Raw genomic sequence first — 16547 nt, forward strand, 5'->3', positions numbered from 1 at the left:
CCTGGACCGGGTCGGCCCCTAGATCAGGTTGGGGATCTCCTGCACGCCGAACCACATCAGCTCGTGGTCCTCGGCCCCGTCGACCGTGAACTGCGCGTCGTCGTCACCGCGGTCGGCGGCGCCCAGCGCCGCGGCGGCCGCCGCGACGTCCTCCTCGGCGTCGCCGGAGTCGACGTGCACGGCCGCGGCCTTCGCCAGCCGCACCGCCTCCGAGAGCCGCACCTCGCCGTACGCGGACTGGTCCAGCCCGCGCTCGGGGTCGGTGGCCACGGCGCCCTCGGGCACGTCGACCGCGACGACCACGCGGCGGCGGGGCGCCTCCGGGTCGGTGGCGAGCAGGCGCAGGGACCCCTGGGCGGCGCGCCCCAGGGCCGCGTACTCCAGCTCCTCGACATCGTCGGAGTGGTACCACTCGCGCAGGGCCGGGGTGACGGCGAAGGCGTCCAGCGGGGCCGGGCCCAGCACTCCCGCCTTGTGCGCCTCGGCGAGGCCGGGGAGGGTCAAGGGGACGTAGACGCGCATGACCGCCGCTTTCCTTCGATCCTGGGGACGTTTCGGTTGTGAGGTCAGCATACGGGCGCGGGTCCCCCTTCGAAGTGCAGGTGAGCCGCTTACGGGCGGCTCCGCGGCACCCCGTGTCGCGGTGCGGGGCGCCCGGCCGCCCCGCACCGCCCCCGGGTCCCCCGAATAGGTGAAGAACGGGCGGGCGGCGCGGGCCCCGGGTCCGTCCTTGCCGCCCTCCGTCACCCCCGATAGAAGATCACCCGACGGAAGCTACCGCCCGGTAATCCCACCGGGCCCGGCACCGCGAGGGGGCGGCCAGTATGAGGACCGGCATCAACAGGATCACCGGCGGCAGGACCACCGGCGGCAGGACGACCGCCCGCACCGGCAGGCCCGCCGCCCGGACCGCACCCGCGCGGCGCACCGACTCCCGCCGCCCGGCCCCGGACCCCGCCGCGCGCCGCCGCGAACGCGAGCGCCTGCCGCGCTACTGGTTCGCCGAGCGGCTCCTGCTCACCCTCAGCGGCCAGCGCCCCGTCCACTGGATGCTCGGCCACACCCGGGGCGCCGCGTACGACCAGCTGGCCGCCCTGGCGCCGCACGCGCCGCTGCTGCCCGCCCCACCGGGCCGCAGCCCCGCCGTCAAGCACTGCGACGAGTTCCGGCCCTCCCCGGGCGTCATCGAGGCCTTCGCCCGCATCACCTCCGGGGACCGGCTGCTCGCGCTCGCCTTCCGCCTGGAGCGCTGCACCGACCAGCGCTGGCGGTGCTCGGCCGTGGAGCTCGGCGGCACCCGGCGCTGACACGCGTGAGGCGGGGCGGGACACCTGGGTGTCCCGCCCCGCCTCACGCCCGAAGGCTCACGCCCGACGAACCGCCGGGATCACTTCTTGCGGCGACGGCCGCCGCTGTTCTTCTGCGCCTTGCGGCGCTCGGCGCGGGTCATGCCGTCCGCCGCCGAGCGGAACTCGCCGGTGTCGTCGCTGGCGTAGTCGGTCTCGATCGTGCCGCCCGCACCGTCGACCGTCGGGGCCGAGAAGTGCAGCCGGTCCGGCCGCTGCGGCTGCGCGAGACCCTTCGCACGGATCTCGGGACGGGCGGCGGGGATGGTGTCCTGGACCTTGTCCAGGGACGGCGCGGCCTCCTCGACCGGCACCTCCTCCAGCTGCTGGTCGACCTGGACCTCCAGGTTGAACAGGTAGCCGACGGACTCCTCCTTGATGCCCTCCATCATGGCCTGGAACATGTCGAAGCCCTCGCGCTGGTACTCCACCAGCGGGTCCTTCTGGGCCATGGCCCGCAGGCCGATGCCCTCCTGGAGGTAGTCCATCTCGTAGAGGTGCTCACGCCACTTGCGGTCCAGCACCGAGAGCACCACACGGCGCTCCAGCTCGCGCATGATGTCGGAGCCCAGCTGCTCCTCGCGCGCCGCGTACTGCTCGTTGATGTCGTCCTTGATGGACTCGGCGATGAACTCGGCGGTGATGCCCGCGCGGTCGCCCGCCGCCTCCTCCAGCTCGTCGATGGTGACCTTCACCGGGTAGAGCTGCTTGAAGGCGCCCCACAGCCGCTCCAGGTCCCACTCCTCGGCGAAGCCTTCGACGGTCTCCTGGCGGATGTAGTCGTCGATGGTGTCGTCCATGAAGTGCTGGATCTGCTCCTGCAGGTCCTCGCCCTCCAGGACGCGGCGGCGCTCGCCGTAGATGACCTCGCGCTGGCGGTTGAGCACCTCGTCGTACTTCAGGACGTTCTTGCGCGTCTCGAAGTTCTGCTGCTCGACCTGGGACTGCGCGGAGGCGATGGCCCGGGTGACCATCTTGTTCTCGATCGGCACGTCGTCGGGCACGTTGGCCATGGCCATCACGCGCTCGACCATCTGGGCCTTGAACAGGCGCATCAGGTCGTCGCCCAGGGAGAGGTAGAAGCGGGACTCGCCCGGGTCGCCCTGACGGCCGGAACGACCGCGCAGCTGATTGTCGATACGACGCGACTCGTGGCGCTCCGTGCCGAGCACGTAGAGGCCGCCGAGGTCCTTGACCTCTTCGAACTCGGCCTTGACCGCGGCCTCGGCCCGCTCCAGGGCGCCGGGCAGCGCGGCCGCCCACTCCTCGACGTGCTCCACCGGGTCGAGGCCCATCTGGCGCAGCTCCGCCTCGGCGAGGTCGTCCGGGTTGCCGCCGAGCTTGATGTCGGTGCCGCGGCCGGCCATGTTCGTGGCGACGGTGACGGCGCCCTTGCGGCCGGCCTGCGCGACGATCGAGGCCTCGCGCTCGTGGTGCTTGGCGTTGAGCACCTCGTGCTGGATGCCGCGCTTGGCGAGCTGCTGGGACAGATACTCCGACTTCTCCACGGAAGTGGTGCCGACCAGGATCGGCTGCCCCTTCTCGTGCTTCTCGGCGATGTCCTTCACCACGGCGTCGAACTTGGCGACCTCGGTGCGGTAGATGAGGTCGGACTGGTCCATGCGGACCATCGGCCGGTTGGTCGGGATCGGCACCACGCCGAGCTTGTAGATCTGGTGGAACTCGGCGGCCTCGGTCATGGCCGTACCGGTCATACCGGACAGCTTGCTGTAAAGGCGGAAGAAGTTCTGGAGGGTGATCGTGGCAAGGGTCTGGTTCTCGTCCTTGATCTCCACCCCTTCCTTCGCCTCGATGGCCTGGTGCATGCCCTCGTTGTAGCGGCGGCCCGCGAGAATACGGCCGGTGTGCTCGTCGACGATCATGACTTCGCCGTCCATGACGACGTAGTCCTTGTCCCGCTTGAAGAGCTCCTTCGCCTTGATGGCGTTGTTGAGGTAGCCCACCAGCGGGGTGTTGACCGACTCGTAGAGGTTGTCGATGCCCAGCCAGTCCTCGACCTTGGCGACGCCGGCCTCGTGGATGGCGACCGTGCGCTTCTTCTCGTCGACCTCGTAGTCGCCGGTCTCCTCGACGCCCTTCTGCGGGTTGGCCGGCTCGCCCCTCTTCAGGCGCGTGACCAGCTTGGCGAAGTCGCCGTACCACTTGGTGGCCTGGTCGGCCGGGCCGGAGATGATCAGCGGCGTACGGGCCTCGTCGACCAGGATGGAGTCGACCTCGTCGACCACGGCGAAGTTGTGGCCGCGCTGGACCAGCTCCTCCTGCGACCACGCCATGTTGTCGCGCAGGTAGTCGAAGCCGAACTCGTTGTTCGTGCCGTACGTGATGTCGCAGCCGTACTGCTCGCGGCGCTGCGCCGGCGTCATGTTCGCCAGGATGCAGCCGACCGACAGGCCCAGGAACTTGTGCACCCGGCCCATCAGCTCGGAGTCGCGCTCGGCCAGGTAGTCGTTGACCGTGATCAGGTGGACGCCCTTGCCCGACAGGGCGTTCAGGTACGCGGGCAGCGTGCCGACCAGGGTCTTGCCCTCACCGGTCTTCATCTCCGCCACATACCCCAGGTGCAGGGCGGCGCCGCCCATGAGCTGGACGTCGTAGTGGCGCTGACCGAGGACGCGCTTGGCACCCTCGCGGACGGTCGCGAAGGCCTCGGGGAGCAGGTCGTCCAGGCTCTCCCCGTCGGCGTAGCGCTGCTTGTACTCGTCGGTCAGGGCGCGCAGCTCGGCGTCGGAGAGGTTGAGGAAGTCCTCTTCGATGGAATTGACCTGGTCCGCGATGCGGTGCAGCTTGCGCAGGATCTTGCCTTCTCCTGCACGCATGATCTTGCCGAAGACGGACACGTAGGCTAGCTCCTTGCCGGTCGGGCCTGGCACCGGTTCTCCCCCGCCGTGGGCAGGGGGCGGGTACGCGGGCACGACGGGACAGTCCCCGCCGCAACGGCCATCGTAAGCGAGGACCCCGCTGCGCCGGGAGGTCCGTCATCACCCGGGCCGGGTGTCACCCGCGGTGTCACCCGGATATGGAACGAGCGAATAATCCCGAAGGTGCCGGGCTGAGGGTCTTTACACTCCGCCCATGGACCCCATAGAGCTCACGACCGAGCGTCTGCTGCTGCGTCCCTTCGCCCCCTCCGACGCGGACGCGGTGCACGCGGCCTGCCAGGACCCGGACATCCCCCGGTACACGAGCGTGCCCTCTCCGTACACGCCCGAGGACGCCCGGACCTTCATCGAGGAGACCTGCCCGGCCGGCTGGCGCGACGACACCCTCTACACCTGGGCCGTCTTCACCCGGGAGGACGGCCGGCTCGCCGGTTCGATGTGCCTGGTGCGGCTCGCACAGCTGCGCTCCCCCGAACACCAGGCCGAGCTCGGCTACTGGACCGCCAAAGAGCAGCGCGGCCGCGGGTACACCGCGGAGGCGGCCGGCGCCGTGGTCCGCTGGGCCTTCGGGACCCTCGGCGTCGAGCGCATGGAGTGGTACGCGGAGGCGGGCAACGAGGGCTCGCGTGCAGTGGCCCTGAAGGTCGGGTTCCGGATGGAGGGCGTCATGCGGTCGAAGATCGTGTACGCGGGCACGCGCCGCGACGCGTGGACCGGCTCCCTGCTCCCCTCGGACCTGGGGCTGCCCACCACCGCCCCCTACCTGCCGTTTCCCGAGCGCGGCTGACCGGCTCCCCGGCCGTTGTCAGTGGCCCCGCCTAAGGTGGCCGCCATGACAACTGCCGCCTCCGCCAAGGCCCGTAAGCCCGAGCACCACCTGTCCGCCGATGACGCGCGCCGGCTGGCGCTGCGCGCCCAGGGCCTGCTGGGCGCGCCGGACCGGCGGGCGGGCACGCGCGGCGTGCTGCGGCGGCTGGGGGCCGTCCAGCTGGACACGATCTCGGTGCTGGCCCGCTCGCACGAGCTGGTTCCGTACGCCCGGCTGGGCGCGGTCGGCCGGGCCGCGGTCGAGGGGGCGTACTGGTCGGGGGATCACGCCTTCGAGTACTGGTCGCACGCCGCGTGCATCCTGCCCGTCGAGGAGTGGCCGCTGTTCGCCTTCCGCCGGCGGGCCTTCCAGGCCCGTGGCCACCGCTGGCACGTCATGGAGGACGCCGAGCGCTCGTGCGCGGCGGTCCGCGACCGGCTCAAGGCCGACGGGCCGCTGACGGCCACGGAGCTGGGCGGCGCCAAGAACGGCGGGGAGTGGTACGACTGGTCCGAGACGAAGATCGCGGTGGAGTGGCTGCTGGACACCGGCGAGGTGGTGTGCACCCGCCGGCGCGGCTGGAAGCGCGTGTACGACCTGGCGGAGCGCGCCGTGCCCACCGCCCTCTTCCACGACGACCTGGACGACGCCGCGTGCGTCCGGCGCCTGGTGGCGCAGGCCGGTGCCGCGATGGGCGTGGCCACCCGGGCGGACCTCGCGGACTACCACCGCCTCAAGGGCGAGCAGGTGGACGCCGTCATCGACGGGACCGGTCTGGTGCCGGTGGAGGTGGCGGGCTGGTCGAAGCCGGCGTGGGCCGACCCCGCGCTCCTGGCCGAGCAGCCGCGCGGCCGGCACCGCACGACGCTGCTGTCGCCGTTCGACTCGCTGGTCTGGGACCGCCCCCGCACGGAGCGGATCTTCGGCTTTACGCACCGCCTGGAAGCGTACGTCCCGAAGGAGAAGCGGATACACGGCTATTTCGCGATGCCCTTGCTGTCGGGCGGCCGGCTGCTCGGGCGCGTCGACCCCGCGCGCGACGGATCCACGCTGGTGGCCCGCCAGGTCTCCCTCGACGGGCCCAAGGCCGTGGCCCCGATGGCCGCGGCGCTGCGGGAGGCGGCGGAGTGGGTGGGCTGCGACGCCGTCCGGATCGAGCGCTGCGACGACGCGAAGCTGGCCGCAGCGCTGATCACCGCCCTGGATTAGCTAACGGATCTCCAGGATCTTCTCGCGCATCGCGTAGACCACCGCCTCCATCCTGGAGTGCAGCTGCAGCTTCTCCAGGATGTTGCGCACGTGGTTCTTGACGGTGTTCTCGGAGATGAACAACTCCTTGGCGATATCGCGGTTGTTCATCCCCGTGGCGACGAGCTTGAGGACTTCCAGCTCGCGGTCGGTCAGCCGGGGGGCCGGCACCAGCCGGCGCTCGTCCGTGCGCTGGATCATCGACTTGAACTCGGTGAGCAGCTTGGAGGCCATCGACGGGCTGATCTGCGACTGCCCGTCGGCCACGGCCCGGATGGCGGTCGCCACTTCGTCGGTGGAGATCTCCTTGAGGAGATAGCCGGTCGCCCCGGCCTTGATGGCGTCGTAGAGGTCGGCTTCCTCATCGCTGATCGTCAGCATGATGATTTTCGCGCTGGGGGCCACCTCCTTGATGGAGGTGCACGCCTCGATGCCGCCGCGCTTGGGCATGCGGACGTCCATCAGCACGATGTCCGGCAGCAGGTCCGCGGCCTTGTCCACGGCCTCCGCGCCGTCCCCGGCCTCGCCGACGACCTGGATGTCCTCCTCCTGCGCCAGGACGATCTCCAGGCCCCGGCGGAAGAGCGCGTGGTCATCCACGACCAGGACCCGGATGGGCTCCTCGCGCGCCGCGCCCCTGCCCGTGCAGGCCTCGTCGTCGTCCTCGCCGGGCTCGAGTACGGGCCCGAACCTGTCCGCCATTGTTCCTCCCCCTGAAGACCCCTGAAGGCCCAGAGCCCCTCGCGGTTGCACTGTGCTGCGTGCTGCGCCGCCCAACCGGTTCCCCGGTGCCGGTGGTTGGCCGTCGGGTCATGATTTCATGCCGGGGGGCCGGGCGCTGCTTCCGTCGTCGCACGACGGCGCCCCGGGGGCGCGGGGGGCGCGCCCCGAGGGCACCGGACCGACGGTTACGGCAAATGGCGCGGGAGGCCGGAGCCTCCCGGCTCAGCCGCCCAGCTCCCCGCCCGCACCACCGGGCTCTCCTTCGAAGAGCGGGTCGGCATTGAGGTGGATGACGCCGTAGTCGTAGGCGTGCCGCCGGTAGACGACACTGGGTTGTTTGGTGTCGGAGTCGACGAACAGGTAGAAGTCGTGCCCGACCAACTCCATTTCGTAGAGCGCCTGGTCGAGGGTCATGGGCGCTGCGGAGTGGGTCTTCTCGCGGACCACCAGAGGGCCTTCGCCACGAATCTCCAGGGATCCCATGCGGGTGACCGGCACCCCGTCCGCCGCCTGCTCGGCGGCGAGTTCACCGCTGTCGGTGAGCTCCGCGGCGCCGATGACGGTCGCCGCGACATCGCTCGCGGGGATACGGCCGTTGCCCCGCCGGGTGTGGCGCTTGTCGTTCTGCTTGCGCAGTCGTGCTTCGAGCTTGCTGGTGGCCAGGTCCAGTGCGACATACGGATCGGTTGCTGCGGCCTCCGCCCGGATCACCGGTCCACGGGAACGCACCGTGATCTCCACCCGGTCGGAGCGGTCGGCCTGCCTGGGGTTGGGCTCCTTGGACACCTCGACGTCGAGGCTGATCACCTTGCCGTCGAGCTTCTGGATCTTGTCCAGCTTCAGCTTCTCGGCCACGTGCTTGCGAAAGCGCTCGGGCACCTCGGTCTTGCGGCCTTTGACGACGATGTCCACGCAGAACTCCGTTCCCGGATCGCCCCGCCGAAGGTGCGGAGCGCATCCCTCTTGCATCAGACTCCGGGGATGCCCGGAGCCACCGACTTGGCGGTTTTCACCTCCTCCTCCCCCATCGGCAAGGTCTGCACCCCATCGACTTCAAGCTTCCGTGAAAGCGAGCAAAGCGCGCCATTCGGAAATGCGAGGCATAGCCCCTGCCATTCCTCACAACCGAACATATCTCGCTCGGACGCCTGTCGGTAGCCCCTACCGGGACGTACCTCCATTCAGGTGTTTCCCTGCCGTTACCATCAGCAACGAATGACGTTGCCCTTCAGTTCCGGTTCTTTTCGGCCTCGCGCGGGGGAACTCCGGACGCGGCCACGACGGCGGCGCCCAGCACTCTTGCGCCCGCGAGGGAGACGGCACGGGCGGCCTCGGCGAGCGAAGCCCCCGTGGTCATCAGATCGTCTACCAGCACCACCGGCCCCTCGCGCATCAAGAGCCCCTCTCCTCCCACACGTACCCCCAGGGCACCGGCCACATTCGCCCTGCGCTGCCGGGCGCCCAGCCCGGCCTGGTCGGCGACGGCCCTGCACTGGCGCAGCACGGGCGCCGCGCGGGCGGGCAGGCCGGCCACGCGCAGGGCACGCGCGGCGGCAAGAGCCAGGCGCCGGCCGGCATCGTGGCCCCGGGCGGCGACGGCACGGCGGGCGGAGGGGACGGGAACGAGCAGCAAGGGCCTTTCACCGGCCTCCAGGGCCCCTCCCCCGCCCCACCGCCCACCCCCCGGTCTACTGGCCGCAGCGCGCACCGCACCCGCCAGGGCAGCCCCCAGCGGCCCCGCCAGCCCCAGCGCCCCGCGCTCCTTGTGTGCGAGCAGGGCCGAGCGCACCGGGCCCTCATACCGCGCGGCGGCATGGACCGGCGGCAGCCCGGCCGGCACGGGATCCGGCCTGACGCGCCACGCCGCACCCGCGCCCGGCACCGCGCCTCCGCCCAGCGCCGCCCGGCACGCTTCGCACAGCACGGACCGCGGCCGCCCGCACCCCGCGCACTCGCCCGGCAGCACCAGGCCGGCGATCTCCTGCCACCACCCGCGCACAGATCCACTGTCCCGCCGGCCGCGGCACCCCGCCACCCCTGTGGAAAACCCTGCGCTGCGCGACCGGCGCCCGGCGGCTACCCCGGATAGACCGGCGCGGAGCCTTCCTTGGTCACCAGCTTCCAGTTGCTGTCCGGCAGCAGGCGTACGATCCCGCCGTCCCGCTCGGCCACCAGCGCCGGCGCCTTCGCCGTGCTCTCCGAGGCCGCTACGCCCCGTACTCCCGTGATGCCGGGCAGCACGGAGGTGTTCGACAGCGAGCCGTCCGTGTCGATGTACTGCAGCTGCTGCAGCCCGCCCTGTTCGTTCCCCGCGACCAGCAGCCGGCTCCCGCCGGCCCACGACACCGCGTCGACCTGCTCCAACTGCGGCGCCACCGAGCGCAGTTCCTGCACCGACAGGCTCAGCCGTCCCGTGCCCGCGTGCCGTTCGACCCGCCCCAGCTTCAGGCTCGTACGGTCGTCCTTGGTCACCAGCAGCGCGATCCGCACACCGTCGGCCGCGATCCGCAGCCCGGTGATGCGCCCGTCGAGCCGGGGCACCTGGACCTCCTCCGGGCTGCCCGTGCCGCCGGGCAGCCGCAGCAGCCGCGGCCGCTCCGGGTCCTGATCGGCCACCCAGAGGTCGCCGAGCCCGTCCCAGCTCGGGGCGGTCAGCCCGGCCTTCGCCCCGCCGCGTGCGGTCACCCGCGGCTCCCCCAGCGCCGATCCGGTCTCCAGACGGGTGACGTACAGCGCCTGCCCGTTGGCGGCCACGCCCGCGGCGTGGTGCTCGCTGCGGTCCACTCCCACCGATCTCAGCTGCGCGGCCCCGTCGGCCCCGAAGGGTCCCGGCACCCGCCGCGGCTCCTCGTCGCCGTCGGCCAGGCTCACCATCCGGTGCTGCGCGTCCACGAAGTACTGCTGGTCGGCGCCACGGCCGGCGGCCTGGTCGGGCGCGTACCTGCGCGCGTCCTCCCGCGCCAGCGAACACAACTGCGAGCCGTTGTCCCGCTGCAGCACCACCTGGCCGACCTTCGCCGACTGATCCTGGACGGTGTACAGGAGTTGCGCGGCCATGCGCAGGCACTGTGCCTGGTTGGTGCCCGCGGCCTTCTCGTTGAGCCGGATCCTGAGGGCGTTGGAGTCGTCCACGGAGAGCCGCCGGTCCACGATCTTGGTGCCCGTCGGGAACGCCGTGGCGGCCACCGGGTCCAGCCAGTTGGTCGGCCCGTCCAGCAGCGCGTTGACCGTGGACGTCACGGGGTCTATGCGCTTGCGCAGATAGACGGGGTCGGCGACGAGCACGTCCCGGCCCTTGCCGGAGCCGGACGTGCCCAGCTCCGCGAAGTAGTACTTGTTGACCGACCGGTAGATCCGCTGGAAGTCGGCGAGCCCGAGCACCAGCCCGGCCGGCAGCCTGTCGATGCGCCACTCGCCGCCCTCGCGCGCGACGTGGATCCGCTCCTTGTACGCACCCTCTTCCGGCTTGTAGGCGTGCTTGGCGTCGATCCTGGCGACCTGCTTGCCGATCAGGGTGATCGTGTAGTCCCGGTCGCGATCGCCGGAGTGCTCCACCTGCACCTGCGGCGGCTCCTTCAGCACGACCGTGCCCCACGAGGGGTTCCACTCCCGCTGCTTGCCCTTGGCCAGGTACATACGGGCCGTGCCGTAGTCCGGATCATCGCTGGTGGTGGCCTCCAGGAAGCCCGTCACCAGCTCCTGCGGCCGCTCGCCCTTGTGCGGCGGCACACCGTAGACGCGCACCTGCGAGTCCGCGTCGGCGCGCTGCGACGAGTCGACCGCCGTCACCTCGCCGCTGTCGGGCATCGAGGCGCACCCGGCCAGCAGCGCGACGCTGACGGCGAGCGCGCCGAACCCCGCGGTCCGCCGCCGCGGGCTGCCCGCCCGCCTGCGGCGATTGCGTTCAGCGCCCACGCGCCCGCCCCTCACGTTCCCCCGCGGCCCCGGCCGTGGGCTTGCCGCCGTCCTGGTCCCCCGGGCGCACCACACGGGCACCATTGCCCGGCAGCGCCGCAGGATCCACGGCGGGCACGTTCTTGTTCTGCGGCGGTACGGGCGTCAGCCCGGCGCCCTGCGGCGGTACGCCGCCGGACCGCCCGGCCACGGCCACCGGCACCCCGGCCTCGCTCAGCCCGCGGTTGCGCCGCGAGTCCTCCGGCTCCAGCGGGATCGGCGACCCGCGCAGGGTCTCGCCGGCCGTGCCCGGCAGCGTCAGCCGGAACTGCGAACCGCCGCCCGGCTCGCCCCACGCCTGCAGCCAGCCGCCGTGCAGCCGCGCGTCCTCCACGGCGATCGACAGGCCCAGGCCCGTACCGCCCGTGGTGCGGGCGCGCGCGGGGTCGGCCCGCCAGAACCGGTTGAACACCCGGACCGCCTCGCCGGGCTTGAGACCCACGCCGTAGTCGCGGACGGCCACCGCGACCGCGCCACCCGCCGCCGCCAGCCGCACGATCACGTCCCGGCCCTCGCCGTGCTCCACCGCGTTGACGACCAGGTTGCGCAGCACCCGCTCCACGCGCCGGGAGTCCGCTTCCGCGATCACCGGCTGCTCGGCGCCCTGCACCAGCAGCTTGCTGCCCTTGCGCTCCGCGAGCGGCAGGGCCCCTTCGATCACGCGGTGGACGACGTCCCGCAGATCGACGGGCTCGGCCTCCAGGGCCGCGGCCCCCGCGTCGAACCGGCTGATCTCCAGCAGGTCGGCCAGCAGCGACTCGAAGCGGTCGACCTGCCCGTACAGCAGCTCCGCCGAGCGCGCGGTGACCGGATCGAAGTCCTCACGGGCCTCGTGGATGACCTCGGCGGCCATGCGCACGGTCGTCAGCGGCGTCCGCAGCTCGTGCGAGACGTCCGAGACGAACCTGCGCTGCATCCGCGACAGCTGCTCCAGCTGCTGGATCTTGACCTGGAGGTTCTGCGCCATCTTGTTGAAGGCTTCGCCGAGGCGCGCGATGTCGTCCTCACCGGTGACCTTCATGCGCTCCTGCAGGACGCCCGCCGCCAGCCGCTCGGAGATGCTCGCGGCCATCCGCACGGGCGTGACGATCTGCCGCACCACGAGCCAGGCGATGGCCCCGAGCAGCACGACCACGAACACCCCGGCCGTCGCGAGCGTGCCCTTGACCAGGCTCAGCGACTTCTCCTCCTGGGTGTACGGGAAGAGGTAGTACAGCTGGTACGCCTTGCCGTTGGGGTCGTACATCCGCTTGCCCACGACCAGCGCAGGCTCGCCCTCGTCGGAGGAGTTGTGCTTGACCGACGCCGACTTCCACAGCGCACCGGTCTTGGAATCCAGCTGTTTGCGCAGGTCGGCGGGGATGCTGGCCTCGGGGTCGATGTCACCGGAGGCCCGCGGGCCGCGCGCCCCGGCGGACGTCATGTCGTTGTACCCCAGGTCGCCGTAGACGAGGTCGCCGCCGCCGGAGCTGAGCGCCACCACGTGGTAGACGCCCTGCCCGCCGCTGGAGAGCTGCTGCACCTGGGCCGTCAACCAGGCCCCGGGGTCCGTGGCACCGCGATTGCCCGACTGCGCATCCTGCCCGCGGGTGTCCCCCGCGGTGTCGGCGGCGTCCCGCGCCGCCTTGAAACCGCCCTCGGCCTGGCTCAGCGACGCATGCCGCTTGGCCTCCAGCAGGCCGTTGCGGACCTGCCCGATGACCACGACGCCGAGCAGCAGCACGACGCCCATCGACATCAGCAGCGTCGTCGCGACGACCCGCAGCTGGATGTTGCGCCGCCACAGGCGCATCGCGGGCAGCAGCGGACGGCGCACCCAGCGCACGTACAGCCTCAGCACCGGGTGGACCGGCCCCGCGGCGGCGCCGTCGGACAGCATCCGCCCGGCCCGCCACAGCCGCCGGAAGAAAGATATGCCGCCCGCCGTCTCGACGGGCCGCCCCACGCCCCGCTCCGGGGCGGCACCGTTGCCCGACATGTCAGCTCGGCCCGGCCTTGTAGCCCACACCACGGACGGTCACCACGATCTCCGGCCGCTCCGGGTCCTTCTCGACCTTGGAGCGCAGCCGCTGCACGTGCACGTTGACGAGGCGGGTGTCGGCCGCGTGCCGGTAGCCCCACACCTGCTCCAGGAGCACCTCACGGGTGAAGACCTGCCACGGCTTGCGGGCGAGAGCGACCAGCAGGTCGAACTCGAGCGGCGTCAGCGCGATCGACTGCCCGTCGCGCTTGACCGAGTGCCCGGCCACGTCGATGACCAGGTCCCCTATCGCCAGCTGCTCCGGCGCGGGCTCCTCGGAGCGGCGCAGACGGGCGCGGATCCGCGCCACCAGCTCCTTCGGCTTGAACGGCTTGACGATGTAGTCGTCGGCCCCCGATTCCAGGCCGACGACGACGTCGACCGTGTCGCTCTTCGCCGTCAGCATCACGATCGGCACGCCGGACTCGGCGCGGATGAGCCGGCAGACCTCGATGCCGTCCCGGCCGGGCAGCATCAGATCGAGCAGCACAAGATCGGGCTTTACCTCACGAAAAGCAGCAAGTGCCTTGTCGCCGTCCGCTACAAACGACGGCTCGAAACCCTCACCACGCAGCACAATGCCGAGCATCTCGGCCAGTGCGGTGTCGTCGTCGACGACAAGGACGCGTCCCTTCATATCGACATCATCCCATTTTCGCATCCGGTCCATAGAGCCGGGTGACGGAGCTCACCTGGCACGACTGACACACTTCGGTGTGTCCCGTTGACCCGGGACGCCGACAGCGTTCGCCGCCAGGGGTGGACAGTACACGTGCGGATCAGACCGGCTCACTCCCGGATCCCCGCTGTGACCTGCCGCAGAGCTCCGCCAGCCCCGCCCGGGTCACCGGCGAGACGACTCCGTTCTCCGTGACGATCGCAGTCACCAGTTCCGGTGGTGTGACGTCGAACGCAGGGTTGTACGCCTGCGTCCCCAAGGGAGCCACCGGCACCCCCGTGCCCGGCTCCGCGCCTGCCCCCGGCGGCACCAACGTAAACTCCGTGATCTCGTGCCCGGAGCGCTGCTCCACCTCGATCTCCGACCCCGCCGACGTATCGAAGTCCACGGTGGTCACCGGGGCCACCACGAGGAACGGCACGTGGTGATAGCGGGCCAGCACCGCCAGCGGATAGCTGCCGACCTTGTTCGCCACGGACCCGTCCGCGGCTATCCGGTCAGCGCCGATCAGCACCGCATCCACCTCGCCCGCGGCGAACAGCGACCCCGCCGCATTGTCGGCGAGCAGCGTGTACGCCATCCCGGCCCGGGCCGCCTCGTACGCAGTGAGCCGCGCCCCTTGCAGCAGCGGACGCGTCTCGTCCACCCACAGGCGTCTCAGCTGCCCCGCACGGTGTGCCGCGCCCGCCACGGCCAGCGCCGTGCCCTCGCCCCCGGAGACCAGCGCCCCGGTGTTGCAGTGGGTGAGCACCCGGAACCCGCCGCCCGGAACCAGCTCCTCCAGCAGAGCCAGCCCGTGCGCCGCCATCCGCGCGCTGGCCTCCGCGTCCTCACGGTGCAGGGCACGCGCCTCGGCGAGCGTGGCCGCGGCCGCCTGCTGGGGCCCGCCGCCGCCCTGCAGCGCCTTCTCGTACGCCCCCAGGGCACGCCGCACCCCGTAGGCGAGGTTCACGGCCGTGGGGCGTGCGTGCGCGAGCAGCTCCGCGGCCTCCACGACGTCGAATCCGCGGACGGCGGCCAGCGCCACCCCGTACGCCCCGGCCATCCCCAGCAGCGGCGCACCCCGGACGGCGAGCGTACGGACCGCGTCGACCAGCGCTGGCACGTCCGTACACACCAGCCCGACCTCCTCCGCAGGGAGCCGGCGCTGGTCCAGAACCACGAGCACGGGCCCCTCCGGCGGCTCCTCCCACCTCAGCGCCGGAACGGAGCCGGGCTCGACGGACGCCATGGATGCCGCGAACTGATCAGCCATCCGTCCAGTCTGCCGCTCGTGCCCCGACTATTGAAGGTCGCCTTGGGATTACTCCCTCGTACGAGCTCGCGGGACGCACGGATCACCGTGACACGATTGCCGGAAGTCGCTCGCCGCCGAACCGGCGGACGGGCGGGCACTGAGAAGGAGCGAGACGCACATGACTGACTCTCCGGGCCGGACCTCGCCCGGATCCTCCCCGTCCGACGAGCGCGACCCGGCGGCGACACAGGAGGCGACACAGGAACAGAAGACACCGGAGCAGGCACAGCCGGAGGCGCAGGCAGAGACACAGGCAGAGACGCAAGCACAGGCGCAGGAAAGAGCCCAGTGGGCACAAGAACAGCCGCCACCGGGTGACTGGTCGACCTCTTCCCCGAGCCCGCCCCGGCAGCGCGCACGCGCCCGGGCGAACACGTCCTCGGACGCGCCGAGTGCGCCGGGTGCGTCAGGTGCGCCGGGCCGGGCAAGCCGCGGTGGTGCGGGACCGCAGCCGGGCTGGAACCAGTGGACGGGAGGCCGGCCGCAGGCGCCCCAGCCCGGGGTGATCCCGCTGCGCCCGCTGCAGACCGGCGAGATCGTGGAGGGTTCGATCCGCACGATGCGCCTCCACTGGCGCTCCGTCGTCGGCATCTCCCTGACGGTGGCCGTGGCTACGCAGACCGTGGCGACGGTGATCGAGCGGTTGTGGCCACGCGGTACGAAGGAACTCGACGCGCTCAGTGGGGAGACCCCGCAGACGCCGAAGGAACTGGTCGACGTCATAGGCAACGGCCTCGGCAGCCTCGGGGTGGCCTGGCTGCTCAGCCTGATCGGCTCCATCACCGCCGCGGCCCTGCTCACGGTGATCGTCAGCCGGGCGGTGCTGGGCCGCCCGGTCACCGCCCGGGAGGCATGGCGGAGCGCCAGGCCGCAGCTGGCGCGGATGGCGGGGCTGCTGGTCCTGGTGCCGATGCTCCTGGTCGGTGTGCTCGCCGTCGGTATCGTCTGGGGCTTGCTGGCGGCTGCAGCCGGAGCCGAGCAGGCAGGGATGTCGCTCATGGCTCTGGGCGGTCTGGCGTCCATGGTGGTCGCGACGTGGCTCTGGATTCGCTACAGCCTCGCCGCGCCGGCGCTGATGCTGGAGAAGCAGAGCGTGCTCGGAGCAATGAGGCGGTCGGCGAAGCTGGTGCAGGGCGCCTGGTGGCGGGTCTTCGGAATCCAGCTCATGTCCGTGATGATCACGCTGCTGGTCGGCCTTATGGCCCAGGCCGTCGTTATCGTCTTCGACGTCCTCATCCATGGTTACGGGGAACAGTCGGCCGCCGATGCGACCGACTGGGCCTCTCTGATTTCCATCGGTATAGCAGCGGTTATCAGCGCCACGGTCACCCTTCCGGTGACGGCCGGCATGACGGCGCTGCTGTACATGGACCAGCGCATTCGCCGCGAGTCCCTCGACATCGAGCTCGCACGGGCGGCGGGCGAATAAGAGCAATTGCTGCTGCTCGGCCGCGTTCCCTCCTGAAGCCTCGAAGGACCCGAGGGAAGGGAACGCAGCCGAGCAGGCAAGGAGATTCCGGGAAAGGACCCTAAACGCAAAAATGCCTCAGGCCCCGAGTGATAACACTCAGG

Annotated in this window: 13 protein-coding genes; 4 read left to right on the forward strand and 9 right to left on the reverse strand. The window is 71.4% G+C overall.

Annotation, left to right across the window (positions count from 1 at the left end):
• Positions 1–18: 18 nt before the first annotated feature.
• On the reverse strand, positions 19–522 hold the full coding sequence (locus FGW37_RS12330) for a DUF6912 family protein (RefSeq protein WP_179081109.1): 504 nt from the start codon (positions 520–522) through the stop codon (positions 19–21).
• Between the two features lie 302 nt (positions 523–824).
• Between FGW37_RS12330 and FGW37_RS12335 the strand changes: the two genes are divergently transcribed.
• A complete protein-coding gene (locus FGW37_RS12335) occupies positions 825–1307 on the forward strand; it encodes an Rv3235 family protein (protein WP_179081110.1) in 483 nt (160 codons plus the stop codon).
• Between the two features lie 80 nt (positions 1308–1387).
• Here FGW37_RS12335 and secA read toward each other — a convergent pair whose 3' ends face one another.
• Positions 1388–4204, reverse strand: coding sequence for a preprotein translocase subunit SecA (gene secA / locus FGW37_RS12340; protein WP_179081111.1), 2817 nt, complete (start codon positions 4202–4204; stop codon positions 1388–1390).
• 235 nt (positions 4205–4439) lie between these two features.
• Here secA and FGW37_RS12345 point away from each other — a divergent pair, with 235 nt between their 5' ends.
• Both FGW37_RS12345 and FGW37_RS12350 read left to right on the forward strand, forming a co-directional pair.
• Positions 4440–5033 (forward strand): GNAT family N-acetyltransferase, encoded by a 594-nt coding sequence (locus tag FGW37_RS12345; protein ID WP_179081112.1) that lies wholly within the window; start codon positions 4440–4442, stop codon positions 5031–5033.
• Between the two features lie 45 nt (positions 5034–5078).
• Positions 5079–6263, forward strand: coding sequence for a winged helix-turn-helix domain-containing protein (locus FGW37_RS12350; protein ID WP_179081113.1), 1185 nt, complete (start codon positions 5079–5081; stop codon positions 6261–6263).
• Here FGW37_RS12350 and FGW37_RS12355 read toward each other — a convergent pair whose 3' ends face one another.
• The 7 genes from FGW37_RS12355 to mtnA form a co-directional block, all read right to left on the reverse strand.
• Positions 6264–7004, reverse strand: a complete 741-nt coding sequence (locus FGW37_RS12355; protein WP_058044204.1) for a response regulator — start codon at positions 7002–7004, stop codon at positions 6264–6266.
• Positions 7005–7247: 243 nt separating this feature from the next.
• A complete protein-coding gene (gene hpf / locus FGW37_RS12360) occupies positions 7248–7937 on the reverse strand; it encodes a ribosome hibernation-promoting factor, HPF/YfiA family (protein WP_425506520.1) in 690 nt (229 codons plus the stop codon).
• Between the two features lie 316 nt (positions 7938–8253).
• On the reverse strand, positions 8254–9024 hold the full coding sequence (locus FGW37_RS12365) for a ComF family protein (RefSeq protein WP_179081115.1): 771 nt from the start codon (positions 9022–9024) through the stop codon (positions 8254–8256).
• Positions 9025–9101: 77 nt separating this feature from the next.
• Positions 9102–10940: an LpqB family beta-propeller domain-containing protein gene (locus FGW37_RS12370; protein WP_246430369.1), complete on the reverse strand. Its 1839-nt coding sequence runs from the start codon at positions 10938–10940 to the stop codon at positions 9102–9104.
• The gene (gene mtrB / locus FGW37_RS12375; protein WP_179081117.1) at positions 10930–12957 is read right to left on the reverse strand and encodes an MtrAB system histidine kinase MtrB; all 2028 of its coding nucleotides are present in this window, start codon (positions 12955–12957) and stop codon (positions 10930–10932) included. The genes FGW37_RS12370 and mtrB overlap by 11 nt, the downstream gene beginning before the upstream one ends.
• 1 nt (position 12958) lies before the next feature.
• Positions 12959–13636, reverse strand: a complete 678-nt coding sequence (gene mtrA / locus FGW37_RS12380) for a two-component system response regulator MtrA (protein WP_055539974.1) — start codon at positions 13634–13636, stop codon at positions 12959–12961.
• 142 nt (positions 13637–13778) lie between these two features.
• Complete coding sequence (gene mtnA, locus FGW37_RS12385) at positions 13779–14933, reverse strand: S-methyl-5-thioribose-1-phosphate isomerase (RefSeq protein ID WP_179081118.1); 1155 nt, start codon at positions 14931–14933, stop codon at positions 13779–13781.
• A gap of 544 nt (positions 14934–15477) precedes the next feature.
• On the opposite strand from mtnA, the gene FGW37_RS12390 reads away from it, so the two are divergent.
• Entirely contained in the window at positions 15478–16404 is a 927-nt protein-coding gene (locus tag FGW37_RS12390; RefSeq protein WP_179081119.1) for a DUF7847 domain-containing protein, read from the forward strand.
• The last annotated feature ends 143 nt before the right edge of the window (positions 16405–16547 follow it).

The organism is Streptomyces rectiverticillatus (assembly GCF_013394065.1).
In the GTDB taxonomy this organism is placed as follows: Bacteria; Actinomycetota; Actinomycetes; order Streptomycetales; family Streptomycetaceae; genus Streptomyces; species Streptomyces rectiverticillatus.

Coding starts and splice junctions, on each gene's coding strand:
- mtrA (WP_055539974.1), bottom strand. CDS start 13,636: ATGAAGGGACGCGTCCTTGTCGTCGACGACGACACCGCACTGGCCGAG.
- FGW37_RS12355 (WP_058044204.1), bottom strand. CDS start 7,004: ATGGCGGACAGGTTCGGGCCCGTACTCGAGCCCGGCGAGGACGACGAC.
- FGW37_RS12330 (WP_179081109.1), bottom strand. CDS start 522: ATGCGCGTCTACGTCCCCTTGACCCTCCCCGGCCTCGCCGAGGCGCAC.
- FGW37_RS12350 (WP_179081113.1), top strand. CDS start 5,079: ATGACAACTGCCGCCTCCGCCAAGGCCCGTAAGCCCGAGCACCACCTG.
- mtnA (WP_179081118.1), bottom strand. CDS start 14,933: ATGGCTGATCAGTTCGCGGCATCCATGGCGTCCGTCGAGCCCGGCTCC.
- FGW37_RS12345 (WP_179081112.1), top strand. CDS start 4,440: ATGGACCCCATAGAGCTCACGACCGAGCGTCTGCTGCTGCGTCCCTTC.
- FGW37_RS12335 (WP_179081110.1), top strand. CDS start 825: ATGAGGACCGGCATCAACAGGATCACCGGCGGCAGGACCACCGGCGGC.
- mtrB (WP_179081117.1), bottom strand. CDS start 12,957: ATGTCGGGCAACGGTGCCGCCCCGGAGCGGGGCGTGGGGCGGCCCGTC.